Source organism: Variovorax sp. YR216, assembly GCF_900107745.1.
Classification (GTDB): domain Bacteria; phylum Pseudomonadota; class Gammaproteobacteria; order Burkholderiales; family Burkholderiaceae_C; genus Variovorax.
Genome location: NZ_FNRO01000003.1, coordinates 633,283 through 656,633, shown reverse-complemented (window position 1 = coordinate 656,633; position 23,351 = coordinate 633,283). Strand labels below are relative to the sequence as shown.

Here is a 23,351-nt window from a genome sequence, read left to right as displayed (position 1 = left end):
TCAGCCCGTGATGAAGGTCGGCCACACCTGGATCTGCAGCTTCAGCGCCCAGATGAAGGCGACGTAGCTGCCGACCGCCAGAATGGTGGCAAGGACGAGCACATCCTTGAGATTGAAATGCTCTCCCGCGAGGCTCGAAATGATCACGAGCGCGTAGATCGCGATGATCATCCCCATCGCCGGCACGCCGATGCTCGGCAGACCGCCCAGCAGCACGCCGAAGGCGAGGTTGGCGCCGATGATGTAGACGACCTGCCTCCAGGCCCACGTGCCGATCTTTTCGCCATCCTCGGTCTCGACCGTGAGGCCGGTGAACATGACGCCGAGCCCGATGATGGCCATCAGGATGCCCAGCATCAGCGGGAAGTAGCCCGGGCCCATGCGGGCGCCGGTGCCGACGTTGTACGTCGTGGCACCCCAGGCGAAGGCCACTCCGACGACGGCGAACATCACCCCCGAGAAGAAGTCTTTCTGACTCTTGATTTTCACGAACAGTCTCCACGAAAAAAATTCGATCGCGAATTGTGGAGTCAGCCAAAAGTCAGGTCGATGTGGATTCCACCTACCGCAAATTGAGGGTTATCCCTGCCCTTGCGTCTCTAAAATGCAGCCCCTTTTCACTCATGCCCTGCGCTGCCGCTCCCTCATGGACATCGTCGTCAACGAAGAACTCAAGGCCTACATCGATCCGTTGACCGCCGAGGAGGAAGAGTCGCTCGAACGCAGCATCCTCGAGGAAGGCTGCCGCGATGCGCTCGTGCTGTGGGGCGATGTGCTGGTGGACGGCCACAACCGCTATCGCATCTGCCAGAAGCACGGCGTGCCGTTCCAGACGGTGCAGAACACGCGGTTCAAGTCCATGGCGGACGTGCACCTCTGGATGATCGAGCAGCATCTCGGCCGCCGGAGCCTCTCGGACTTCCAGCGCGGCGTGCTCGCACTGCGCAAGCGCGAGATCGTCGCCGACCGGCGTTCGCGCGCCGCGCCCCCGGCGGGCGATGCCGCGGCGGCCGCCGAAGACGCCGGGCCACGGGGCCGCGAAGCCTCCGCCGCCGCGGATGCACCGCCGCCCGCGCCGTTCGAAAGCCGCGAAGCCCTGGCCCGGGCCGCGCGCCTCAGCAGCAATCAGGTGGTGATGATCGAAAAGATCCAGAAACAGGCCGCGCCCGAAGTGGTGGCCGCCGTCAAGGCCGGCACCATCTCGATCAACGCTGCAGCGGCGGTGGCGACCTTGCCCGCCGACGAGCAGGTCGCCGCAGCAACAGGCGGCAAGGAAGAGCTGAAGCAGGCCGCGAAGCGGGTCCGCGAATCGAAGCGAAAGCCCAGGGAGGAATCCGCCGCTACATCGGATGAACCGGGTCAGGTCGATGAGCTGCAGATGCTGCGCCAGCGGGTCGCCGAGCTGACTGCGGAGAACGAATCGTTGAGGCGCCAGCTGGCCGAGCTGTCCGAATCGCAAGCCGCCGCCTAGGTGAGGCGGTCGCCTGGAAGTCAGTGCAGCATGCCGTGGAGGGTGTCTGCCGATTTCTTGAGCTGGCGGGCCATGCCGCGACTGAGGCGGGATTCCTCACGATGGTTCAGAAGGTCGATCAACCAGCCACCTGCAACGAGCAGTGCCAGTGCGCCAATCGTGAAAACCTCAGAGTCCATGTCGTTCCCCCAAGTCGTCGTAGGTGCGACTTTGCGCCTCGGAACAGGCGCTGGGAATCATCCAAAAAGCCGATGTTGCTATCGGCGCCGATCGTGAAATTCTTCCTTTTTCCAGCTCGCAGAGCTGCAGGGAAGCCGGCTATTCGAGCGGCGGCGTCGCGCTGAGCACTTCCTCGATGGTGGTGAGCCCTTCGGCGATCCTGAGCGCGCCGGCCAACCGCAGCGGCCGCATGCCATCTGCCACCGCCTGCCGCCGCAGCGGCGCCATGCTCGGCTCCTTGGTGACTTCGCTCTTGAACGCTTCGGACACGGTGAGCAACTCGTACAGGCCCATGCGGCCCATGTAGCCCGTCATGCGGCAGTCCACGCAACCCACCGGCCGGTAGGCGCGCACCGAACCACTGATCTGCCAGGGCGCAACGAACTCCGCGAGCTTCTCGCGCGTGATCGATTCGTCGGGCGCCTTGCAGTGCGGACACAGCGTGCGCACCAGCCGCTGGGCCAGCACACCGAGCATCACCGCGTTGATGAGGTACGAGGGCACGCCGAGTTCCATCAGCCGCGTGATCGCGCTCGGCGCATCGTTGGTGTGGAGCGTGCTGAAGACGAGGTGGCCGGTCAGCGCCGCCTGTACCGCCATCTCGGCGGTGGCGAGATCGCGGATCTCGCCCACCATGATGATGTCCGGATCCTGGCGCATCAACGCGCGCAGGCCCTCGGTGAAGCCGAAGTCGAGCTGCGGCTGCACCTGCGTCTGGTTGAACGAGGGCTCGATCATCTCGATCGGGTCCTCCACCGTGCTCACGTTGACTTCCTCGGTCGCCACGCGCTTGAGCGTGGAATAGAGCGTGGTCGTCTTGCCGGAGCCGGTCGGGCCGGTCACGAGGATGATGCCGTGCGGCCGCGTCACGAGCTGCTCCCAGCGCTTCGCATCGTGCTGCGCGAAGCCCAGCGCGTCGAGGTCCTTGACCGCGGTGTCCGGGTCGAAGATCCGCATCACCATCTTCTCGCCGAAGGCGGTGGGCAGCGTGGAAAGCCGCATCTCGATTTCTTCGCCGCGGATGTTGCGGGTCTTGATGCGGCCGTCGAGTGGGCGGCGCTTCTCGACCACGTCCATGCGGCCGAGCAGCTTGATCCGCGACACCATCGCGTTCATCACGCCCATCGGCATCTGATAGGCCGGATGCAGCACGCCGTCGATGCGGAAGCGGATCACGCCCTGGTCGCGGCGCGGTTCGAGGTGGATGTCGCTCGCGCGCTGGTCGAAGGCGTATTGCCAGAGCCAGTCCACAACCTGCACCACGCTCTGGTCGTTGGCGTCGAGCTGCTTGTTGGACTTGCCGAGCTCGACCAGCTGCTCGAAGCTCGCGCTGCCCGCGCTGGAGCCCGCCTTCTGCGCCGCGCGGACCGACTTCGCGAGCGCGAAGAACTCCGCCGTGTAGCGCTGGATGTCCGCCGGATTCGCGACCACGCGCCGCACCGACCGGCGCGACTGGCGTTCGACCTCGGGGATCCAGTCGGTCAGGAACGGCTCCGAGGTCGCGACCACCACTTCGCTCGGCGTCACCTGCACCGGCAGCACCTTGTGCCGCTCCGCGTACGCCGCGCTCATGGTGTCGGCCACCTTGCCCACGTCGACCTTCAGCGGATCGATGCGCAAGTAAGCGAGCCCTGCGCGGCTGGCCAGCCATTGGGTGAGCATTTCCAGATCGAGCGGCTTGCCGTCGCTCTCGCGCGTCATCGCGACGCTGGCGAGGCGCACCAGCGGCGCCTGGCGGCTCTGCGCCTGCGCGCAGCGCGTGAGCGTCCGCTTGGCTTCGGGCGGCGAGATCACGCCATCCCGCGCAAGCCATTCGATCAGGTGCCGCAGATCGAGCGGCCCTTCGAACCGGGGATCAGGAGAAGGCAAGGTCACAGCATTCATAGAGGGAGAGCCTGACGGCGCTCAAGCCACGGGCTTGAACACGCGCAGCCATTTGGGAGCGGGCAGACTCCAGCGAGTCTGGATGGTTTGCGCACGGTCGGCAAGCACGGGCCGTTTCGGCCGGCTGGCTTCGCGCTGCGCCAGCACGATCGTGTTGCCTTCTCGCGTCGGCTTGAAGGCCCAGACCGCCTCCTCGCCAAAGACCGCGACGATCTTCGCGAGGCTGCGCTCGTAGCTGGACGAGCGGCCGAAAAGGTTGACCGTCATGCACCCGTCCTCGGACAGGAGACCGCGGCAGTCGGCGTAGAAGTCTTCGCTGTCGAGCACCGGCGCGGCGGCTTCGTGGTCGTAGAGATCGACCTGCAGCGCATCGACGGTGCCGAGCCATTGCGGCTGGCGGATCTCGGTGGCCGCATCGGCCACCACGATCTGGAGCTTCGCATCGTCCGCCGGCAGCTTGAACCAGCCCCGGCATGCTGCGACCACCTGGGGATTGAGTTCGATCGCGGTGGTGCGCATGCGCAGCGTCTTGCGGCAGAACTTGGTGAGGCTCGCGGCCCCGAGCCCGAGCTGCATCGCATGGCGCTTCGCGACGCTGGCCGGGTCGACGAAGAGCAGCCACGCCATCATGCGCTGCACGTATTCGAGCTCGATGTCGAAAGGCGCGTCGAGCTTCATCGAGCCCTGTACCCACTCCGTGCCCAGATGCAGGTAGCGCACGTCTCCCCAATCGGAGAAGTTGACTTCGGGGAGAGAGACTTTCATGGAATGTCCAGATACCTTTCAAACACTTCGCGCCAGGCGTGGACCTTGCGCTCGAAGCTCCACGATGCGTTGGCGGGACTCGACGACGGCAGCCGATGGACCGGCACGCCGAGCGTGCGCGTGTGCCTTGCATGCTTGAAGCTCTCGCCCCCGTTGTGCGCGATGGCCACGAGCTTCGGCAGGCGCAGGCTCACGATGTCGTTCACGACCGCATCGCGGATCGCCGTGTCGAGGCTGCCTTCGCGCCGGCAACTCGCGTAGACGTCCCACACGCCCAGCCCTCGGTCGAGCAGCCACTCGCTACGCTTTTGATAGCTATCAACGCCCGCTGGGAGCGGGTTTGCGGGCCACAGGGCCTGCAAAATTTTCCAGAAATGATTCTGCGGGTGCGCATAATACCGCTGCTCCGTGATCGAACGTGCGCCAGGAAAGCTGCCGAGGATCAACAAGGCGGTGTTCTCGGACACGATCGGTGCGAGGCCCGTGAGCACGGCGTCCGCGTCGATTGGGCGCGAGGCTGGCTTATCCATAACGCTTGCCGGTGTGAATCGCTGGCACTGTGAGGAGAAGAACTTGAATACGGAAGCGATCTGGACGTTCATCACGACGCAGGGCGTCGATTTTGGCCTGAAAGTCATCGGCGCCCTGATCGCCTGGGTCATCGGCCGATGGCTCATCGGCCTGGCCCAGAAGCTCGTCGGCAAGGCGATCGAACGCGGCAAGCGCATGGACCCGACGCTGAGCCACTACCTGATCTCGATCCTCGGCGTGATCCTGAACATCGTCCTGATCCTCGCGATCCTCGACATGTTCGGCATCCGCACCACCTCCTTCGCGGTGCTGCTGGCCGGCGCGGGCCTCGCCATCGGCACCGCCTGGGGCGGCCTGCTCACGCACTTCGCGGCCGGCGTGTTCCTGCAGGTGCTGCGGCCGTACCGCGTGGGTGATTTCGTCACCGTCGGCGGCGGCGTGACTGGCACTGTCAAGGAACTGGGCCTCTTCGGCACCACGCTCATCTCTCCGGACAACACCGTCGTGACCGTCGGCAACAACAAGGTGTTGTCCGAGACGATCCAGAACTTCAGCACGCTGCAGTGGCGGCGTGTCGACATCACGGCCAAGATCGCGAACGGCGTGGATGTCGGCGACGCCATCCAGCGACTCAAGGCTGCGGTGGGCGAAATCCCCAACGTCTCGAAGGAGCAGCCGGCGGACGTGGAGATCCTCCAGTTCACGCCCGAAGGCCCGCTGCTCGCGGTGCGGCCCTACACGCACACCGACCACTACTGGCAGGTCTACTTCGACACGCACAAGGCGATTGTCAAGACCTTCGGCGCCGCCGGCTACCCGACGCCGGAGACACCGCTGGTGCAGCGCCACCTCACGCCACCGCCCGTCAAGCCGGCCTGAAGCCCCCCAAAAGCGAAACCCGCCTTCCGGCGGGTTTCTTCATTGCGGCGCGCGAAACGCGAGGAACTCAGGGCTTCTTCGCTTCTTGCTTGACCTTCGCGTCATGCTGCTCGGTGCCGGGGATCTGCTCCCCGATCTTGTCGCCGGCCTTGCGCGTGGCGCCGGCGGCCGCGCTGCCCGCATCGCTCACGGCCTTGCCGGTGGCGTGCGCCCCGTGCTTGGTGGCGTCCCAGGCCTTCTGGCTGCCGTGCTTGGTGGCGTCCCACGCCTTTTCGCTACCGCTCTTGGTCGCATCCCAGGCCTTTTCGCCGCCGTGCTCGGTGGCCTTCACCGCCTTCTTGGTGCCGCTCTTGGTGGAGTCCCATGCTTCCTTGCTGGTGTTTTCCACTTTCTCGGTCGTCGAGGGCGCGGCGGTGTTCTGCGCCAGGGCCGGCAGTGCGACCGACGCGACGGCGAGTGTCAATGCGGCAGGAAGGATGCGGACGAAAGTCTTGTTCATCTTGGAAGGCTCCTAGTAAGTTGAAGTGGCCTGGCGAGCCACTGGTGCTTGCACATGGCAATACAACGACTGCCCAGAGCCCAAGGATGACACCGAAAACCCACGCCCGGGCCGCTGTCGCGCAAGTCGAGCGATCGGCCTACGCGGTGCGCAGCATACTTGCCGACACGCCGATCAGCGAAGACAGACGCGGCAGCGCCTCGATCGCATTGCGGGTGGTCGCCTCGGCCAGCGCCTCCACGGACATGCCTCGCAAGTCGGCCACCACTTCGCCGATACGCGGCAGTTCGCCGGGCTCGTTGCGCCCCTGCGGCTCGCCGGCATCGCGCTGGGCCTGCGTGCGGTAGATCCACTGCGGCTGGATGTCGGGCGCGTCGGTTTCCATGACGATCGCCTCCAGCGGAACGGCCTGCGCCAGCCGTCGCAGCTGCAGGGCCCGTTCGAAGGTCACCGCCCCGCCGAAGCCCAGCTTGAGCCCGAGATCGATGCATGCCTGCGCCTGCTGCTCGCTGCCGTTGAACGCGTGCGCGATGCCGTGCCAGCGCTGCCCCGGCGCCGCCTGGCGAAGATGCTTCAGCACCTTGTCCACCGACCGGCGCACATGAATGATCACCGGCAGTTCATGCTTGCGCGCAAGCTGCAACTGAGTGTGAAAGAACTTCGCCTGCCGGTCGGCATCGAGGCCTGGGGCGAAGAAGTCGAGCCCGATCTCGCCGACAGCCACCAGCCGCGGGTCGTCGCGCCGGCGCGCCAGTTCGGCATCGAGTTCATCCAGATGCTCGTCCAGCGCCTGCCCGGTGCACATCGGATGGATGCCGAGCGCGTAGGCGTCGCCCTGCAGATGCGCCAGCTCGCGCACCACGGTGAAGTTGAAGGCTGCCACGGCCGGAATCACGCAAAGCCCGACGCCGAGGCTCGCTGCGCGCGCCCTGATCCGGGGCATCTCGGCGCCGAATTCGGGCGCGTCGAGATGGCAGTGGGTATCGACGAAGACGGCCATCTCGCGATCATGCCCGAAGGGCATGCAGACCTCCGGAAAGCGTGCTACCGTGCCTCCTCAAGCGTTCTCTTTTGCCGGAGGTGCCCGATGCGCAGGCCTGCTTTCTACAGCCGCTCGCCCAGAGAGCCGCGCAACGCGGCAGAACCCGGCGCGACCATCGCACAGAACGCGTCGGACGGTACCGACACGACGCAATCGCAACCCGCACAAGCCGCTGCAGTTCCCCAGGCGCCGCAGCGCTGGCAGCCTGGACGCCGCAGCTTCGCGCTGCTCGTCGCGCTCGTGGTCGGCATGGGCGCCACCGGTGCGGTGATGTGGCCCAAGGGCTACCGCCAGCTCACGCAGAAGGACATCGACCAGGCGGTGCTGCGCACTCTGCACACCACCACCTTGCCCTCGCCCGCGGCCAAGGCGGCCGAGATCATCCGGCCCTCGGTGGTGCGCGTGGTCGGCTACGGCACCGAGAAGACGACGCCCGAAGCCAAGGTCGAGAAGCGCGGCCGCAATCTCGCCAAAGGCAAGCCCGCGGAGACGCCCGCCGACGAAGCGGCTGGCCAGCAGGTGGAGCGCGGCGTCGGCACCGGCGTGGTGATCGTGGACAAGGGGATCATCCTGACCAACCTGCATGTGGTCGCAGGCTCCGAAACGATCAAGGTGACGTTCTTCGATGGGCTCGAGTCGCCCGCCACGATCACCGGCGTGCAGCCCGAAAACGACCTCGCGGTGCTGCAGGCGCAGAAGCTGCCGGACGACCTCATCCCCGCCACGATGCGCTCCACCGCCGATCTCCAGCCGGGGGACCAGGTCGTCGCCGTCGGCTTCCCCTTCGGCATCGGGCCGTCGGTGTCGGCCGGCGTGGTTTCCGGACTGAAACGCTCGTTCCGCTCGCCCGAAGGCAAGCAGGAACTGGGCAACCTGATCCAGTTCGACGCCGCAGCCAATCCGGGCAATTCGGGCGGTCCGCTCATCAACATGGACGGCGAGGTGCTCGGCATCGTCACGGCCATCCTCAACCCGACCCAGCAGCGCACCTTCATCGGTATCGGCTTCGCCGTGCCGATCGAGAACGCGGCATCGGCCGCCGGCTCGCCGCCCTTCTGACCCATCGAAAGAAAGAGCATTCGCATGAGCACAGACACCGAATCGACCTCCGCATCCACGGCCGAGCTGATGGAGCAGATCCTCTATCAGGTCAAGCGCGTCGTCGTCGGCCAGGACCGGTTTCTCGAACGGGTGATGGTCGCGATGCTCGCCAACGGCCACCTGCTGGTCGAAGGCGTGCCGGGCCTGGCGAAGACGCTGACGGTCAAGACGCTCGCCGACACCGTGCGCGGGCAGTTCAAGCGCATCCAGTTCACGCCCGACCTCGTGCCGGCGGACTTGGTCGGCACGCGCATCTACAACCAGAAAACGGGCGACTTCAGCACCTCGCTGGGCCCCGTCTTCGCCAACCTGCTGCTGGCCGACGAAATCAATCGCGCGCCGGCCAAGGTGCAGAGCGCGCTGCTCGAAGTGATGCAGGAGCGCCAGGTCACGATCGCCGGCGAGACGCACCTGGTGCCGCGCCCTTTCCTCGTGATGGCCACGCAGAACCCGATCGAGACCGAGGGCACCTACCCGCTGCCCGAGGCGCAGGTGGACCGCTTCATGATGAAGGTGCTGGTCGACTACCCGACGGACGAGGAAGAGTTCGTGATCGTCGAGCGCGTGATCGGTCCCCCGGTCGCGGCCATGCCCGTGGCGACCACCGAGCAGCTCGCCGCGCTGCAGGCCGAGGCGCGCCGGGTCTATGTCGATCCTTCGCTGATCCAGTACGCGGTCAGGCTCGTGTCAGCCACGCGCACGCCGGAGAAGCACGGCCTGAAGGACCTGCGCCGCTTCATCACCTTCGGCGCGAGCCCGCGCGCGAGCATCAGCCTGACCGAAGGCGCACGCGCGCTCGCGCTGCTGCGCGGCCGCAGCTACGCGCTGCCCGAGGACATGACCGCGCTGGTGCCCGATGTGATGCGGCATCGCGTCACGCTGTCCTACGAAGGCCTCTCCGAGGGCTTCACGCCCGACAGCCTCATCGACAAGATCATGCGGGCCGTGCCCGCCCCCGCCAAACCGCTCGAGCATGAAAAGCTGGTGGCCTAAGCGCGGGAAAGCCGCCAACGACGACGCGCTCGCGGCCGCCGAAGCGGCGGCGAGCGGCGTCGAACGCGCGCTGCGCCGGCTCGAATGGACCGTGATCCGCCGCCTCGACGGCCTGCTGCAGGGCGACTATCGCACGCTGATGCGCGGCGCGGGTCTCGACCTCGCCGACCTGCGCGAATACCAGCACCATGACGACGTGCGCCACATCGACTGGAACGTCACCGCGCGGCTGCAGACGCCCTACGTGCGCGTCTTCACCGAAGACCGCGAGATGGCCGCCTGGTTCGTGCTCGACCTGAGCCGTTCGGTCGATTTCGGCTCCGGTGTGCGCGCCAAGCGCGAGATTTCAGCGGGCTTCGTCGGCGTGATCGCGCGGCTGCTCACGCGGCACGGCAACCGTGTGGGCGCGATGGTCTACGGCAACGACATCGAAGCGGTGATCCCCCCGCGCACCGGCCGCCGCCACGTGCTGCATCTTCTCCACGCGATGGAGCGGCGCGCCACGAAGGTGGAGGTCGCCCAGCAGGGAATGACCCGGCTGGCGGATCTGCTCAAGTCCGCCGCCGTGCTGATGCCGCGCCGCTCGACCGTGTTCGTGGTCTCCGATTTCCTCAGCGAGCCCGGATGGGAGCGCCCGCTCGGCCATCTGGTGCAGCGCCACGACGTGGTGGCGGTGCGACTGTTCGATCCGCTCGAGCTCGAGTTGCCCGACCTCGGCCTCGTACCCCTGCGCGACGCCGAAACCGGCGAGCAGCTCTGGGTCGACACGCACGACGCCGGCTTCCGCAAGCGCTTCGCGCGGCTGGCTGCCGAGCGCGAAGTCGCCTTGCGCGAATCGCTTGCCAAGGTGGGCGTTGACACGATCGAACTCTCGACCGACGATGACCTCGTAGAGGCCATCGTGCGATTCGCCGACATGCGAAAGCGTCGCGTACGCACCGGGCTGGCTAACTCGACCGTGGTGGCAGCATGAATTTCCTCTGGCCCCAATTTCTCTGGCTGCTGCTGGCGCTGCCGCTGCTGGTGCTCCTTTACCTGTGGCTGCTGCGGCGCAAGAAGAAACTCGCGCTGCGCTACGCGAGCCTGTCGATCGTGCGCGAGGCGATGGGCGCGAGCCAGACGATCCGCCGGCACATCCCGCCCTTCCTCTTCATGCTGGCGCTGGCTGCAATGCTCATCGCCGCCTCGCGGCCGATGGCGGTGGTGGTGCTGCCGTCGAACCAGCAGACCATCATCCTCGCGATGGATGTCTCCGGCAGCATGCGCGCCGCAGACGTGCAGCCCAACCGGCTGGTTGCCGCGCAGGAAGCGGCCAAGAGCTTCATCAAGGAACTGCCGCGCACCGTCAAGGTCGGCATCGTCGCGTTCGCCGGCAGCGCACAGGTGGCGCAATTGCCCACCACCAACCGCGAAGACCTCGTGACCGCGATCGACTCCTTCCAGCTCCAGCGCGCGACCGCGACCGGCAATGCGATCGTGGTGTCGCTCGCCACGCTGTTCCCCGATGCGGGCATCGACATTTCCGACTTCGGCCCGCAGAGCCGCGAGCGCGGCACGCCGATCGACCGCGCGGGCAAGCAGCCGGCCAAGGAGTTCACGCCGGTCGCGCCGGGCTCGTACACCTCTGCCGCGATCATCATGCTGACGGACGGCCAGCGCACCACCGGCGTCGACCCACTCGATGCGGCCAAGGTCGCGGCCGATCGCGGCGTGCGCGTCTACACCGTGGGCATCGGCACGGTCGACGGCGAGACCATCGGCTTCGAGGGCTGGTCGATGCGCGTGCGGCTCGACGAAGAGACGCTCAAGGCCATCGCCAACAAGACCAACGCCGAGTACTTCTACGCGGGCACGGCCACCGATCTGAAGAAGGTCTACACCTCCCTGAGTTCGCGGCTGACCGTCGAGAAGAAGGAAACCGAGATCTCGGCGCTCTTCGCGATGGCAGCGGCCGGGCTCGCGCTGCTCTCGGCCGGACTCTCGCTGCTCTGGTTCAACCGCATCCTGTGAGCTGCGGCTCGCTTCCTCGATCCACTTCGCGCTTGCACCTTCGGGCAATGCAAACTGCCGGTGAACAAGGGCGCCGCGCCGAGCGCCGGTTCAAGGGCTGCGAAGAAGGGCGGCAAGAAGTAACCCTCATCCGCAAAAAGGAAAGACAAGGATGTTCGATCTGAAGGGCAAGGTCGCGCTCGTCACGGGCGGCAACGGCGGCATCGGCCTCGGCATGGGGTTGGGCCTGGCGAAGGCCGGCGCGCGCGTCGTGGTGGCAGCGCGCAATGCGCAGAAGTCGGCCGCCGCCGTCGACGCGCTGAAGGCGGCAGGAAGCGACAGCTTCGCGCTCGAAGCCGACGTGACGAACGAAGATTCGGTAAAGGCCCTGTTCGACCAGCTCGCGGCCCGCTGCGGCCGGCTCGACATCCTCGTCAACAACGCCGGCACCACGGTGCGCAAGCCCGTGGACCAGCTCGCGCTCGCCGAATGGAACCAGGTGATGGACACCAACCTCACCAGCGCCTTCCTCTGCTGCCGCGCCGCGCATCCGCATCTGAAGTCGGCCGGCGGCGGCAAGATCATCAACATCGGTTCGATGATGTCGATCTTCGGCGCCCCCTATGCGCCGGCCTACGGCGCGAGCAAGGGCGGCATCGTGCAGCTCACCAAGGCGATGGCGGCTTCGTGGGCCGCGGACGGCATCCAGGTGAACGCGGTGCTGCCGGGGTGGATCCAGACGGACCTGACCGACGGCGCACGCGCGCAGGTGCCGGGCCTGAACGAGCGCGTGATCGCACGCACCGCCGCGGGCCGCTGGGGCCAGCCGCAGGATCTCGCGGGCATCGCGGTGTTTCTTGCCAGCGCGGGCTCGGACTTCATCACCGGCACCGCGATCCCGGTGGACGGCGGCTACTCGATCGCGGCCTGATCCATCTGCATCAGGATGTCGCGCAGGCGGTCGAGCGACGGATCGATGTCTTCCGTCTCGATGACGCCGTAGCCCATCATCAGGCCCTGCCGCACGGGGCCGAAGTGATGAAAGCCGTCGAGCGCATAGAGCCCGACATCGACGCGGCGCGAGAGCCGCAGCAGCATCTCCATGTCGAGCGGCCTGCGGCACAGCGCCGCGAGGTGGATGCCCGCGGTCGCCGGCACCAGCTCGAACCAGGGCGCCAGGTCGCCCGCGAAGCGCCGGATGATCCGCTCCCGCCGCTGCGCATAGACCGCATGGCAGCGCCGGACGTGCCGCAGGAGATCGCCGTCGCCGATGAACTTCGCCAGCGCCGTCTGGGCCGGCGTGGCGGTGTGCCAGTCACTCAGGTGCTTGGCGACGCACACCGCTTCGAGGATGGCGGGCGGCGCGATCAGGTAGCCCAGCCGCAACTCGGGTGACAAGGTCTTCGAGAAAGTGCCGACGAAGGCCACGCAACCCTGCGTGTCCATGCTCTGCAGCGAATCGGTTGGGCGGCCTTCGTAGCGGAATTCGCAGTCGTAGTCGTCCTCGATGACGATCGCGCCGAGCGCATGGGCGCGCGCCAGCAGCGCCTTGCGCCGCCGCATGCTCAATGGCATGCCGAGCGGAAACTGGTGCGCGGGCGTGACGTAGATGAGCCGCGTGCCGTCGGGAATTCGATCGACCACGATGCCTTCCGCGTCGACCGGCACGCCGACCACGCTCGCACCCTGCGCGGCGAACAGCAGCCGCGCCGGCGGGTAGCCCGGCTCCTCGACCACCACCGTGCTGCCCGGCTCGACGAGCACGCGCGCGACGAGATCCAGCGCCTGCTGGGCGCCATTGGTGACGATGACGTCGTCCCCTCCGCAGCGCACGCCCCTTGAGAAAGCCGCGTGCCGGGCGATCGCCGCGCGCAGCACCGGCATGCCTTCCACCGGCCCGTACAGCCCGCGCGAACGCGCCCCTTCGCGCAGCGCATGAAGCACGCAGCGCCGCCAGTCGGCATGCGGAAAGAGACTGCGCGCCGGAGCGCCACCGATGTACTCGTAGCGCGAGTTGCCTTCCGGCGCGGGATGCCGCAGCGGCGTGTCCATGCTGCGCCAGCGCGCCGCGGTGGCCGCGCCCGCGAAGGATGGCGCGGCGGCGGTCACGCCCCGGGGCTTCACATCGCCCGCGACGAAAGTGCCGCTGCCCACGCGACCCACCAGGAGCTTGTCGTAGGTGAGCCGTGCGTAGGCCTCGGACACCGTCTTGCGCGAGAGACCGAGTTGCTCGGCCAGCAGCCGCGAAGGCGGCAGTTTCTCGCCTGCCGGCAGCCGGCCGGTGCGGATCGCGTCCTTCAGTTGCCGGTAGAGCTGCCCGGTCAGGTCCTTGTCACCCTCGATGACGACATGCAACTCCATCCGATTGGCCTCCTGCAAATGGCTGGGATTGGCCGCCTTCGCGGAGGCCATCGGTTCCTAGCATTGACCCCATCAACCACCGCGACGGAGCCACACCATGCAACAACGACTCGATTTTTACAAAGCCTCGCCCGATGCACTCAAGGCGCTGATCGCACTGGAAGTCGCGGCCGGCAAGCTGGGCCTCGAACCCGGGCTGCTTGACCTCGTCAAGCTGCGCGCCTCGCAGATCAACGGCTGCGCCTTCTGCGTCGACCTGCACGCGAGCGACCTGCGCAAGAAGGGCGAGAGCGAACGCCGCGTGTACGCCGTGTCGGTATGGCACGAGACACCCTTCTTCACGCCCCGGGAGCGCGCCGCGCTGGCCTGGACCGAGGCCATCACCCGGGTCGCCGACAGCCATGCACCCGATGCGGACTACGACGCACTGCGCGCCGAGTTCAGCGAAGCGGAGATGGTGAACCTGACGCTCGCGATCGGTCTCATCAACACCTGGAACCGCCTCTCGATCGGCTTCCGCAAGACGCTTACTGCCTGAGGACCCGCCATGGCCGCCGCCGCGAATCCGCCGCTTGCGCAGAAGCTGCCGCTGTATGCGCTGATCGCGGCCCTGCCCTTCAGCGACTTCCTGCAGACGGGCATCGTGGCCTTCAACGCCGCGCCGGTCATGGGCGACATCGGTGCCGGCCCGGAGGAATACAGCCTCGTCGCCACGCTCTATGCGATGGTCGCCATCGGCGTGCTGTCGATGCACCGGTGGGTGGTCGAGCGGCTCGGCTGGCGGCGCACGCTGCTCGCCGCCAGCGCACTTTTCGCCGTCGGCGCGCTGGCCTGTGCGTCGAGCGGCAACCTGCTCCAGTTCGCCGCAGGGCGCCTTGTCATGGCGCTGGGCTGCGCGTCCTTCATGACCGCGGGCCGCGTGCTCGTGAGCCGCATCCCGCCCTCCCCGCGTCGCTTCACCGGCGTGAAGTTCTTCGCCTCGGGCGTGGCGTGGGGCATCGTCGCCGGCCCGATCGCGGCATCCGCCGCGCTCGCGACGGCCGGCTGGCGGGCGGCGTTTGCCGGCCTGCTCCTGCCTGCCGCGCTGCTGGCGGCGCTCGCGGCATGGACGCTGGATGACGCCCTGCCCGTGCCCGAAGCAACGTCCCAGCCGCATCCGACCGGCCTGCTCGCGCTGATGGGCGGCAGCTTCCTTCTGCTGCACGCGTTGCAGCGTTCGGGCTTCGACTTCTTCACCGATGCAGGCACGCTCGGCCTGCTGGCGGCGCTCGCACTGCCCGCGCTCGCGCTCTTCGTGCGCACCGACCGCCGCCGTGCGCGTCCGCTCATCCGTTTCGGCGAACTGGCGCAGACGCGCTACCTCGTCGGGTTGGCGATGTTCGGCCTGTGCTATCTCGTGCTGGGCGCCAACAACCTGATGCTGCCGGTGCTGCTGCAGCGCGCACTCGGACTGCCGCTGGAGACGATCGGCCGCTACCTCGGCATCGGCGCGCTGGCCGGCGTGGCGAGCTGGATCGTGCTGTCGCGACTGCTGCCGCACAGCCCCGGCCCGACGCGCTACTACCTGGTCGGCTTCGGCGCCCTCCTCCTCTGCGCGTGGCAACTTTCCCGGCTCAGCGAGACGGCGAACCCGCTGCACAGCGTGGTGCCGGCGCTGCTCTTCAATGGCGCGTTCGTGATCGTGGTGCTGTCGACCACCGCGATGCAGACCTTCCAGACGCTCCAGCGCGACGACACGACCTTCTCGCACGCCAACCAGGTGAAGAACATGCTGGCCCAGTTCGGCATCGCCGCCGGCACGGCGCTCGCGACGCTGTGCATGCAATGGCGCAGCAGCGTTCGCTTCACGCGGCTGAGCGAAAGCCTGTCACCCTCGAATCCCGCGGTCGGGCAGACGCTGGACCAGCTCACGCGCCATTTCGCCGCCACGCACGGCCCTGCCGAAGCACCCCAGATCGCCATCGCGCAACTCGGCCTTCAGGCGGCGCAGGAGGCAACCTTCATGGCGGCGCTCGACTACTTCTTCGTCGTGATGCTGGTGGCGATCGCGTGTCTCGCGCTGGTGCTCGGCGAACGTGCGCTCCGGGGCGCGCCGGCCCTCAGGCGTCGCGCTACGTTCAGCCCGCGAGGCGGCCGGCCGTGAGCCGCAGCACACGATCGCAGCGCGCCGCCAGGCTCTCGTCGTGCGTGACCAACACGAAGGCCGTGCCGCGCTCATGCGCCAGGCGCAGCATCAGCGCAAAGACCGCATCCGCCGTCGCGCGGTCCAGATTGCCGGTGGGCTCGTCAGCCAGCACGCAATCGGGTTGCGTGACCAGCGCACGCGCGATCGCCACGCGCTGGCGCTCGCCGCCGGACAGCTCCGCCGGGCGATGCTGCACGCGCTCGCCGAGCCCCACCGCGCGCAGCATCTCGACGGCGGCGCGATGCGCTTCGGGAGGCTCCATGCGGCGAATGCGCAGCGGCATCGCGACGTTGTCGAGCGCGCTGAACTCCGGCAGCAGGTGATGGAACTGGTAGACGAAGCCCAGATGCATGTTGCGCAGGCGCCCCTGCTCGGCCGCATCGACCAGCGCCATGTTCTCGCCGTGCAGCTCGACGCTGCCGCTGGTGGGCGCATCGAGGCCGCCCATCAGGTGCAGCAGCGTGCTCTTGCCCGAGCCGGACGCACCGACGATCGCGAGCGTCTCGCCGGCATGCACGTCGAGGTCCACGCCGTGCAGCACGGTGAGATCGATGCTGCGGCCTTCGTTGAAGCGCTTGGTCAGCCCGCGTACCTTCAGCACCGCGCCGTTCTTCGATTCACTCATACCGCAGCGCCTCCGCGGGATTGACGCGGCTCGCACGCCAGCTCGGGTAGAGCGTGGCCACGAAGGCGAGGATCAGCGAGATCACGGTGATCGGGATGATGTCCCCGCGCTGCGGATCGCTGGGCATCTGGCTGATGAGGTAGATGTCCTTCGGCAGAAAACTGGCGTGGAAGAGCCGTTCCAGCGCCGGCACGATCACGTCGATGTTGTAGGCGATGCCCAGGCCCAGCAGCAGCCCGCCGAGGGTGCCCATGACGCCGACCATCGCGCCCTGCACGACGAAGATGCCCATGATGCTCTTCGGGCTCGATCCGAGCGTGCGCAGGATCGCGATGTCCGCGCGCTTGTCGGTCACCGTCATCACCAGCGTGGAAACGAGGTTGAAGGCCGCCACCGCGACGATCAGCGTGAGGATGATGAACATCATGCGTTTCTCGACTTGCACCGCCGCGAACCAGGTCTTGTTGGCACGCGTCCAGTCGCGGATGAGGAACTGGCCCGGCAGCGTCGCGGCGAGTTCCTCGGCCACTTCGCGGGCCTGGTGCAGGTCTTTGAGCTTGAGGCGCACGCCGCTCGGCCCTTCGAGGCGGAAGATCCGCGCGGCATCCTCCTCGTGGATCATCGCGAGCGAGGAGTCGTACTCGTAGTGGCCCGAATCGAAGGTGCCGACCACGGTGAACTGCTTGAGGCGCGGCACCACGCCCGCCGGCGTGACCTGCCCGCCCGGCGCCACCAGCGTGACCTGATCGCCTTCGCGCACGTAGAGCGACCGCGCGAGCTCGATACCGAGCACGATGCCGAACTGGCCCGGCACCAGCTTGTCCAGCGCGCCATGCTGCGTGGTGCTCGAAAGATCGGTCACCTGCCCTTCGAGCTTGGGCTCGATGCCGCGGATGATCGCGCCCTTCATGTCTTCGCCGCGGGCAATCAACGCCTGTGCGGCAATGAACGGCGCGACGCCGATCACCTGCGGGTTCTTGCGGGCCTCGGCCATGATCGCGTCGATGTCGCCGAGCGCCTGTCCGTCGCGCGAGAAGATCTCGATGTGCGAGATCACTCCGAGCATGCGGTCGGTCACTTCTTTCTGGAAGCCATTCATCACGCTGAGCACGATGATCAGCGCCGCGACGCCCAGTGCGATGCCGAACATCGACACGCCGGAGATGAATGAAATGAAGCCGTTGCGCCGCGTCGCCCGGCCCGCGCGCGTGTAACGCCAGCCGAGTTGCAGTTCGTAGGGGAGTCGCATAGGGCTCGAATTGTGGCATCCCGGACAATAGGCCCATGTCCGCCCCGCCCTCTCCCCGCCATTTGTTGATTCCCTTCGCCGGCCGCGGCTCTCCCGCCTGCCGCGAAGCCCTGGCTGGGCTGCGGCTGCCGAAGCTCGAAGCGCTGCTGTCGCGGCTCGCGCTGGTCAGCGGCGATACGCAGGAGGACACCACCCTGACACCCCCGCATGAGCGCGCGCTTGCCAAATCGCTGGGCATTTCGGCAGCCGACGGCTGCATTCCGTGGGCGGCGCTGGAAGCACGCAGGCTCGGCCTGCAGCCCACGGACGCCGGCGCGAGCTGGGGCGCCGCGACGCTGTGTCACTGGCAGGTCGGCATCGACGATGTGGTGCTCGGCGATCCCGCGGCGATCGAGATCGATGCCTCCGAATCCGCCGCGCTCCTCGCGGTGGCGCAACCCTTCTTCGCCGAGGACGGCATCGCGCTGCACGCCTCGTCGGTGCCCAGCCGCTGGCTGGCCTGCGGCAAGGTCTTCGACGGTCTCGCGACCGCGTCGATCGATCGCGCGGTCGGCTTTCCGATTTCGGAGTGGTCGCCGCTGTCCGATGCCGCGCGACCCCTGCGGCGCCTTCAGAATGAAATGCAGATGCTCCTCTACACCGAGCGCGTGAACGACGAGCGCGCGGCGCGCGGCGCGCCACCGATCAATTCCTTCTGGCTCAGCGGCACCGGCGCCCTGCCGGGCCTGTTCACCGACAGCCCTTCATCCGAACCGGAGGTGGTCGGCGACCTGCGCGCGCCCGCGCTGCGAGACGACGGCCTCGCGTGGGCGGCGGCATGGCAAGCGCTCGACAAGGGCCCGATCTTCGAACTGCTCACGGCTTGCGCGAACGGCGCGGATGTGGCGATCACCCTCTGCGGCGATCGCGGAGCACAGCGCTTCGGCGTGCAGTCGCGCGGCATCGGGCAACGGCTTCGCAGCATGTTCAGCCGGCCCTCGGCCATCGCGGTGCTCGGAGGGCTGTGACGATGAAGATCATTGCCAGGGACATCCCCCCCCGCAGCGCCTGGGCGCTCGAGCAGGCCGGCGTGCATCCGCTGCTCGCACAGCTCTACGCGGCGCGCGGCGTGCTGAGCCGGGCCGAGCTCGACGACGGCCTCGCGCTGCTGCTGGCGCCAGACACGCTGCGCGGCGCGCGCGAAGCGGCCGTGCTGCTGGCGGATGCGATCCGTGACGACAAGCGTCTGTGCGTGGTCGCGGACTACGACTGCGATGGCGCGACGGCCTGCGCGGTCGCCATTCGCGGCCTGCGCCTGCTCGGCGCGAAGCATGCGACCTACCTCGTGCCGGACCGGGTGACCGACGGCTACGGCCTCACGCCGCCGATCGCGCAGCGCGTGGCGGGCAGCGGCGCGGACGTGCTCATCACCGTGGACAACGGCATCGCGAGCGTCGACGGGGTGGCGGCCGCGAAGGCGCGCGGCCTGTCGGTGCTGGTGACCGATCACCACCTGCCGGGCATCGAGCTGCCCGCCGCGGATGTCATGGTGAATCCGAACCAGCCGGGCTGCGAGTTCGAAAGCAAGAGCATCGCCGGCGTCGGCGTGATGTTCTATGTGCTTCTGGCCCTGCGCTCGGAGCTGCGGCAGCGCGGCGTGTTCGACAAGACGCAGCAGCCCAAGCTCGACACGCTGCTGCCGCTGGTGGCGCTTGGCACAGTGGCCGACGTCGTGAGGCTCGACGCCAACAATCGCAGGCTGGTCGCGCAGGGCCTGCGCCGCATCCGTGCGGGTGCGATGCCGGCCGGCGTCGCGGCGCTGTTCAAGGCGGCGGGGCGAAATGCGGCGATCGCGACCACCTTCGACTTCGGCTTCGCGCTCGGCCCGCGCATCAACGCCGCCGGCCGCCTGGCCGACATGACGCTGGGCATCGAATGCCTGCTGACCGATGACGCCGGCCGCGCCGACGAACTCGCGCGCATGCTCGACGGCATCAACCGCGAGCGCCGCGACATCGAAGGCGGCATGCGCGACCAGGCACTGCGGCTGGCGGAATCGATGTTCGACGACACCCAGCAGCCGCCGGCGGCCATCAGCGTGTTCGGCGCGGACTTCCACGAAGGCGTGGTGGGCATCGTGGCCTCGCGCATCAAGGAACGCTTTCACCGGCCGACGTTCGTCTTCGCGGCCAGCGGCGCCGACGGCAAGGAGCACGAGCTCAAGGGATCGGGCCGTTCCATTCCGGGCTTTCATCTGCGCGATGCGCTCGACCTCGTCGCCAAGCGGCATCCCGGCGTGCTGCTGCGCTTCGGCGGCCATGCAATGGCGGCGGGCTGCACTGTGGCGCGCGAGCAGTTTCCGGTGTTCGAGAAGGCGCTCGCCCAGGTCGCACAGGAGTGGCTCGATGCGGCCACGCTCACGCGCAGGCTCGACACCGACGGGCCGCTCGCGCCGGAGTATCTGCGCGTCGACCTGGTCGACACGCTGCATCGCGAGGTGTGGGGCCAAGGCTTCGCGCCGCCGACCTTCAGCGAGGAGGTTGAGGTCGTCTCGCAGCGGCTGGTGGGCGAGAAGCACCTCGCACTCAAGCTCAGGCACAAGGGCAAGCCTGTCGACGGCATCTGGTTCGGCCACACCGAGCCATTGCCGCCGAAGGTGGTGATCGCCTACCGGCTCGATGCCGACGAGTGGCAGGGCGTGCGACGCGTCAGGTTCCTGGTCGAAGGCGCCGAGATCTGAGTCAACGCACTCGGCCAGGGCGTCATGTATTGCCGGCCTTCATTGTCTGAACGACCGATCCCTCCTGTCGCGTTCGACACAGAATGCATGGATGGGCTCGATTCGTCCGCGCAGCGCCAGCATGCCAAGGTCGTGGGTACGGATGTCAGGTGGCGGACCCAGGGAGGCGAGCGCTTCCGCCGATGCGATGAAGAAGCATCCGACTTCGCGGGTCGCTTGCTCCAGGCGACCGGTCGTGTTCATGACGTCGCCATGAAAGACGATCGCACGGCGCACCTGGCCGACCTCGCCGGCGATGACCTCGCCCAGATGCAGGGCCGCACGCAGTTCCGGTGACACGCCAAAGCGCTGGACGAACCGGGGTGCGTCCGCGGCGAGCGCCGCTCGCATCGCGAAGAAGCAGCGCAGGGCCCGCGCATCGGCAAGGCCGTCGGCCTCGACCCAGGTGATGACGATCTCGTCACCGACGTATTGGTAGATCTCGCCTCGACACAGCTCGATCGGTTCGGCCACTGCCGAGAACACTGCGGCGAGGAAGCGATGCGCCTCCAGCGGGCCGAGGCGCTCGGCGATCGCGGTCGAGCCCACCACGTCGGCAAAGAGGAAGAAGCGACGCTCGACGAAGGGCCTGCGATATCTTCCAAGCAGAAGCGCCGTGAACGTGCGGTACCCGACGAGGCCCGCAGCCTGAAACATCATCACGAGGACGGCAACGGGCACGAGCGAGAGGAAGACCGCAATCAGGCCGGTGCGCGCGTTATAGACGTTGACGACGCCCAACAAGCGCTCCCCCGGCTGTCCAGTGAGGACCACCCCTGCGATCGCGCCATAGACAAGCGTCTTCAGGACAAACACCGCAGCGAAGGGCAGCGCATCGAGCCATCGCATCCAGACGCGAGGCAGCATGAAGAGCTCGATGCCGGCGATCCATGCAGCCGTGACCAGGGCGTCGATGACCCCAATCGGTATGGAGATCAGCAGGGAACCGAGTAGCGCGCGAGCACCCGATCCGGCGATCGCGCCACCGTAGACCGCCCCGACGCCCGCACCGATGACCGCGGCCACGCGCAGGACGCGCATGAAACGTCGCAGCCGTTCTCGCGTGACGGCGGAAAGTGTTTCGACCATTTGCGCTCGAGTCTGAGGACCCCGCCTCACGCAGCCCGGTGGGGCCGAAGTTCCTCGCCCGGCTGCAGGATGACCGGCTCGGCGCCGGCCTCGAACCAGGGTGCCGCATGCAGCCCCGCCAGACGGACCCGCTCGTCTTCCACGTCGAGCCAATCGCCTTCCGGCAAGCCGATGACGCGCATCGCCGGCCGGGCCTTGAGCAGTTCGGCGAGCCGCTCGTTGCGCGTCTCGCCTTGATGGCCCGCCGGCAGCGCATTGGTGTAGTGCGCGTTGATCTGGAAAGGCACCAGCCCCAGCGCGTCGAAGCCGCCCGGGTCGACGATCGGCATGTCGTTGGTGGTGCAGATCGTGGGGCACGCGAGGTTCGCACCCGCGCTCCAGCCCATGTAGTCCGCCGCGCCACTTCGCACGCGCTCGGCGATCGCGCCGAGCAAGCCGCGCTCGCGGCAGCACTTTAGCAGATGGAAGGTGTTGCCGCCGCCGACGATGATGAGTTCGGCCTTGTGCACCGCATTCAGTGCATCGGGCTGCGTATGAATGCCTTCGATCGTGAGCGACAGCGGCGACAGGGCCTGCCGGACCTTGTCGGTGTACGCATCCCATTCGATCGTGACGCCGGCGAACGGCACGAAGAGCGCCCGGCGCCGGTCGCGAATGAGCGCGCGGGCCGGCTCCAGCGCGGCCGTCAGGTATTCGCCCGTGGGCGTGCGTGAGTTGCTCAGGAGCAAGAGGCGCATGACAGAAGCCTTTCAGGAAGGTTGGACCAGTTCCGGCAGCAGCCGCGCGATCACCGCATTGGACCCGACTCGTCATGCGGGATTACCCGGACGAGCGCATGCGACCCCTGGCGCGCGCTCAGCGCTCAGGAGCGACTTGTGAGTTCAGGCATCAAGGTGGGCCGTCGGACGGCATGTGGTGCGGCCACGCCGGGCCGCTGCAGGCGTCTGCGCCTCCCGCTGGAAGGGCGCGCAGTTCTGTTTCGCTCAGAACGTGCGCTGCTGCGCCCGTGATCGCCGGTTGCGGCTTTCGGCTTCGGCGGCCTCGTGGTCTTTGGCGATGGCCGCGATGACATTCGCGTCCCGCTGGCGTCGGGAGAGCTGCGGTTGCTCATCCACGCCCTCTGCCGCGGTCACCACGACGATCTCCTCCACGCAGACCGGCGGCACGTCTTCCACCGCGCCGCGCAGTGCTTCCATGACATGTGCAGTACCGTGCGGCGATTGCATATCGATGAGGATGCGGCGCGCCCCGAAGGCACGCGCGTTGACCTGGAGAAAGTCCGCAAGATGCGCGCGAAGCTCCGACCAATGGAGTTTGTCCCAGATCACCTTGCGCGGCACCGCGCTCAGTGGCAGAGGGAAGAAGGTGGCCGCCTCGTCGCGCTGGTTGATGCGGCTGACGATCTCCTCCACCTGGTCACGTGGAACACGGCGCTTCGTGTAGTGCGGCAAGGGGCCGAAGCCCGAGTCGGCATACGTCAGCACGTGGTAGTCGGAAATCGGGCCTTCGACCTTGTTCGACGGGGTCCGCACGATTCGCATAGCGAGCCTTTCGCGGGGTTTTTTCGACTGCGAATCAGTGTGCAAGGATGCTTCGTATCGCGACATAGCGTGGTCAGTCCTCACTTGCAATAAGCGTGAACTACATCACGGTTGAATGAAGCAGCCATGACGCGCGGCCAGCGCACGCCGCGCATTGCGGGAACCACCAT

General features: G+C 67.5%; 24 protein-coding genes. 11 read left to right on the top strand and 13 right to left on the bottom strand.

What is annotated here, in order from left to right:
* Positions 1 to 489 carry a tripartite tricarboxylate transporter TctB family protein gene (locus BLW05_RS13060; protein ID WP_093163034.1) on the bottom strand — a complete coding sequence of 163 codons (489 nt, stop codon included), beginning with the start codon at positions 487 to 489 and terminating at the stop codon, positions 1 to 3.
* A gap of 157 nt (positions 490 to 646) precedes the next feature.
* Here BLW05_RS13060 and BLW05_RS13055 point away from each other — a divergent pair, with 157 nt between their 5' ends.
* Positions 647 to 1,471, top strand: a complete 825-nt coding sequence (locus tag BLW05_RS13055) for a ParB N-terminal domain-containing protein (protein ID WP_093163203.1) — start codon at positions 647 to 649, stop codon at positions 1,469 to 1,471.
* A gap of 20 nt (positions 1,472 to 1,491) precedes the next feature.
* Here BLW05_RS13055 and BLW05_RS35920 read toward each other — a convergent pair whose 3' ends face one another.
* The 4 genes from BLW05_RS35920 to BLW05_RS13040 form a co-directional block, all read right to left on the bottom strand.
* Positions 1,492 to 1,650 (bottom strand): hypothetical protein, encoded by a 159-nt coding sequence (locus BLW05_RS35920; RefSeq protein WP_177142639.1) that lies wholly within the window; start codon positions 1,648 to 1,650, stop codon positions 1,492 to 1,494.
* A gap of 139 nt (positions 1,651 to 1,789) precedes the next feature.
* Positions 1,790 to 3,574 (bottom strand): type IV pilus assembly ATPase TfpB, encoded by a 1,785-nt coding sequence (locus BLW05_RS13050; RefSeq protein ID WP_093163033.1) that lies wholly within the window; start codon positions 3,572 to 3,574, stop codon positions 1,790 to 1,792.
* A gap of 21 nt (positions 3,575 to 3,595) precedes the next feature.
* Positions 3,596 to 4,339 (bottom strand): class I SAM-dependent methyltransferase, encoded by a 744-nt coding sequence (locus tag BLW05_RS13045; protein ID WP_093163031.1) that lies wholly within the window; start codon positions 4,337 to 4,339, stop codon positions 3,596 to 3,598.
* Positions 4,336 to 4,869, bottom strand: coding sequence for a DNA-deoxyinosine glycosylase (locus BLW05_RS13040; protein WP_093163030.1), 534 nt, complete (start codon positions 4,867 to 4,869; stop codon positions 4,336 to 4,338). The genes BLW05_RS13045 and BLW05_RS13040 overlap by 4 nt, the downstream gene beginning before the upstream one ends.
* A gap of 43 nt (positions 4,870 to 4,912) precedes the next feature.
* Between BLW05_RS13040 and BLW05_RS13035 the strand changes: the two genes are divergently transcribed.
* Positions 4,913 to 5,749, top strand: coding sequence for a mechanosensitive ion channel family protein (locus BLW05_RS13035; protein ID WP_093163028.1), 837 nt, complete (start codon positions 4,913 to 4,915; stop codon positions 5,747 to 5,749).
* A gap of 67 nt (positions 5,750 to 5,816) precedes the next feature.
* On the opposite strand, the gene BLW05_RS13030 is transcribed toward BLW05_RS13035, so the two are convergent.
* Both BLW05_RS13030 and BLW05_RS13025 read right to left on the bottom strand, forming a co-directional pair.
* Positions 5,817 to 6,248, bottom strand: coding sequence for a hypothetical protein (locus tag BLW05_RS13030; RefSeq protein ID WP_093163027.1), 432 nt, complete (start codon positions 6,246 to 6,248; stop codon positions 5,817 to 5,819).
* A 139-nt stretch (positions 6,249 to 6,387) separates the two neighbouring features.
* Complete coding sequence (locus BLW05_RS13025) at positions 6,388 to 7,248, bottom strand: TatD family hydrolase (protein WP_093163201.1); 861 nt, start codon at positions 7,246 to 7,248, stop codon at positions 6,388 to 6,390.
* Positions 7,249 to 7,335: 87 nt separating this feature from the next.
* Here BLW05_RS13025 and BLW05_RS13020 point away from each other — a divergent pair, with 87 nt between their 5' ends.
* From BLW05_RS13020 to BLW05_RS13000, 5 genes are all read left to right on the top strand, one after another.
* Positions 7,336 to 8,349 (top strand): S1C family serine protease, encoded by a 1,014-nt coding sequence (locus BLW05_RS13020; protein ID WP_093163025.1) that lies wholly within the window; start codon positions 7,336 to 7,338, stop codon positions 8,347 to 8,349.
* A gap of 24 nt (positions 8,350 to 8,373) precedes the next feature.
* On the top strand, positions 8,374 to 9,384 hold the full coding sequence (locus BLW05_RS13015) for an AAA family ATPase (RefSeq protein ID WP_093163024.1): 1,011 nt from the start codon (positions 8,374 to 8,376) through the stop codon (positions 9,382 to 9,384).
* Positions 9,365 to 10,357: a DUF58 domain-containing protein gene (locus BLW05_RS13010; protein ID WP_093163022.1), complete on the top strand. Its 993-nt coding sequence runs from the start codon at positions 9,365 to 9,367 to the stop codon at positions 10,355 to 10,357. Before BLW05_RS13015 ends, BLW05_RS13010 begins: the two co-directional genes overlap by 20 nt.
* The gene (locus BLW05_RS13005) at positions 10,354 to 11,394 is read left to right on the top strand and encodes a VWA domain-containing protein (RefSeq protein ID WP_093163021.1); all 1,041 of its coding nucleotides are present in this window, start codon (positions 10,354 to 10,356) and stop codon (positions 11,392 to 11,394) included. The genes BLW05_RS13010 and BLW05_RS13005 overlap by 4 nt, the downstream gene beginning before the upstream one ends.
* A gap of 151 nt (positions 11,395 to 11,545) precedes the next feature.
* Complete coding sequence (locus tag BLW05_RS13000) at positions 11,546 to 12,304, top strand: SDR family NAD(P)-dependent oxidoreductase (protein WP_093163020.1); 759 nt, start codon at positions 11,546 to 11,548, stop codon at positions 12,302 to 12,304.
* Here the strand turns inward: BLW05_RS13000 and BLW05_RS12995 are convergent.
* The gene (locus BLW05_RS12995; RefSeq protein ID WP_093163200.1) at positions 12,286 to 13,734 is read right to left on the bottom strand and encodes a MocR-like pyridoxine biosynthesis transcription factor PdxR; all 1,449 of its coding nucleotides are present in this window, start codon (positions 13,732 to 13,734) and stop codon (positions 12,286 to 12,288) included. The genes BLW05_RS13000 and BLW05_RS12995 overlap by 19 nt on opposite strands.
* A gap of 97 nt (positions 13,735 to 13,831) precedes the next feature.
* On the opposite strand from BLW05_RS12995, the gene BLW05_RS12990 reads away from it, so the two are divergent.
* Positions 13,832 to 14,272, top strand: a complete 441-nt coding sequence (locus BLW05_RS12990) for a carboxymuconolactone decarboxylase family protein (RefSeq protein ID WP_093163019.1) — start codon at positions 13,832 to 13,834, stop codon at positions 14,270 to 14,272.
* A 9-nt stretch (positions 14,273 to 14,281) separates the two neighbouring features.
* Positions 14,282 to 15,877, top strand: coding sequence for an MFS transporter (locus BLW05_RS12985; RefSeq protein WP_093163018.1), 1,596 nt, complete (start codon positions 14,282 to 14,284; stop codon positions 15,875 to 15,877).
* Here the strand turns inward: BLW05_RS12985 and lolD are convergent.
* A complete protein-coding gene (lolD, locus tag BLW05_RS12980) occupies positions 15,852 to 16,544 on the bottom strand; it encodes a lipoprotein-releasing ABC transporter ATP-binding protein LolD (protein ID WP_093163016.1) in 693 nt (230 codons plus the stop codon). The genes BLW05_RS12985 and lolD overlap by 26 nt on opposite strands.
* A complete protein-coding gene (locus tag BLW05_RS12975) occupies positions 16,537 to 17,793 on the bottom strand; it encodes a lipoprotein-releasing ABC transporter permease subunit (RefSeq protein WP_093163015.1) in 1,257 nt (418 codons plus the stop codon). The genes lolD and BLW05_RS12975 overlap by 8 nt, the downstream gene beginning before the upstream one ends.
* 35 nt (positions 17,794 to 17,828) lie before the next feature.
* Between BLW05_RS12975 and BLW05_RS12970 the strand changes: the two genes are divergently transcribed.
* On the top strand, positions 17,829 to 18,800 hold the full coding sequence (locus BLW05_RS12970; protein ID WP_093163013.1) for a hypothetical protein: 972 nt from the start codon (positions 17,829 to 17,831) through the stop codon (positions 18,798 to 18,800).
* A gap of 2 nt (positions 18,801 to 18,802) precedes the next feature.
* A complete protein-coding gene (gene recJ / locus BLW05_RS12965) occupies positions 18,803 to 20,512 on the top strand; it encodes a single-stranded-DNA-specific exonuclease RecJ (RefSeq protein ID WP_093163012.1) in 1,710 nt (569 codons plus the stop codon).
* A gap of 39 nt (positions 20,513 to 20,551) precedes the next feature.
* Here the strand turns inward: recJ and BLW05_RS12960 are convergent, their stop codons facing one another.
* From BLW05_RS12960 to BLW05_RS12950, 3 genes are all read right to left on the bottom strand, one after another.
* Complete coding sequence (locus tag BLW05_RS12960) at positions 20,552 to 21,577, bottom strand: adenylate/guanylate cyclase domain-containing protein (protein WP_177142638.1); 1,026 nt, start codon at positions 21,575 to 21,577, stop codon at positions 20,552 to 20,554.
* Between the two features lie 89 nt (positions 21,578 to 21,666).
* On the bottom strand, positions 21,667 to 22,377 hold the full coding sequence (gene pepE / locus BLW05_RS12955) for a dipeptidase PepE (protein ID WP_093163008.1): 711 nt from the start codon (positions 22,375 to 22,377) through the stop codon (positions 21,667 to 21,669).
* A gap of 246 nt (positions 22,378 to 22,623) precedes the next feature.
* A complete protein-coding gene (locus BLW05_RS12950; RefSeq protein ID WP_143044826.1) occupies positions 22,624 to 23,265 on the bottom strand; it encodes a hypothetical protein in 642 nt (213 codons plus the stop codon).
* Positions 23,266 to 23,351: the final 86 nt, after the last annotated feature.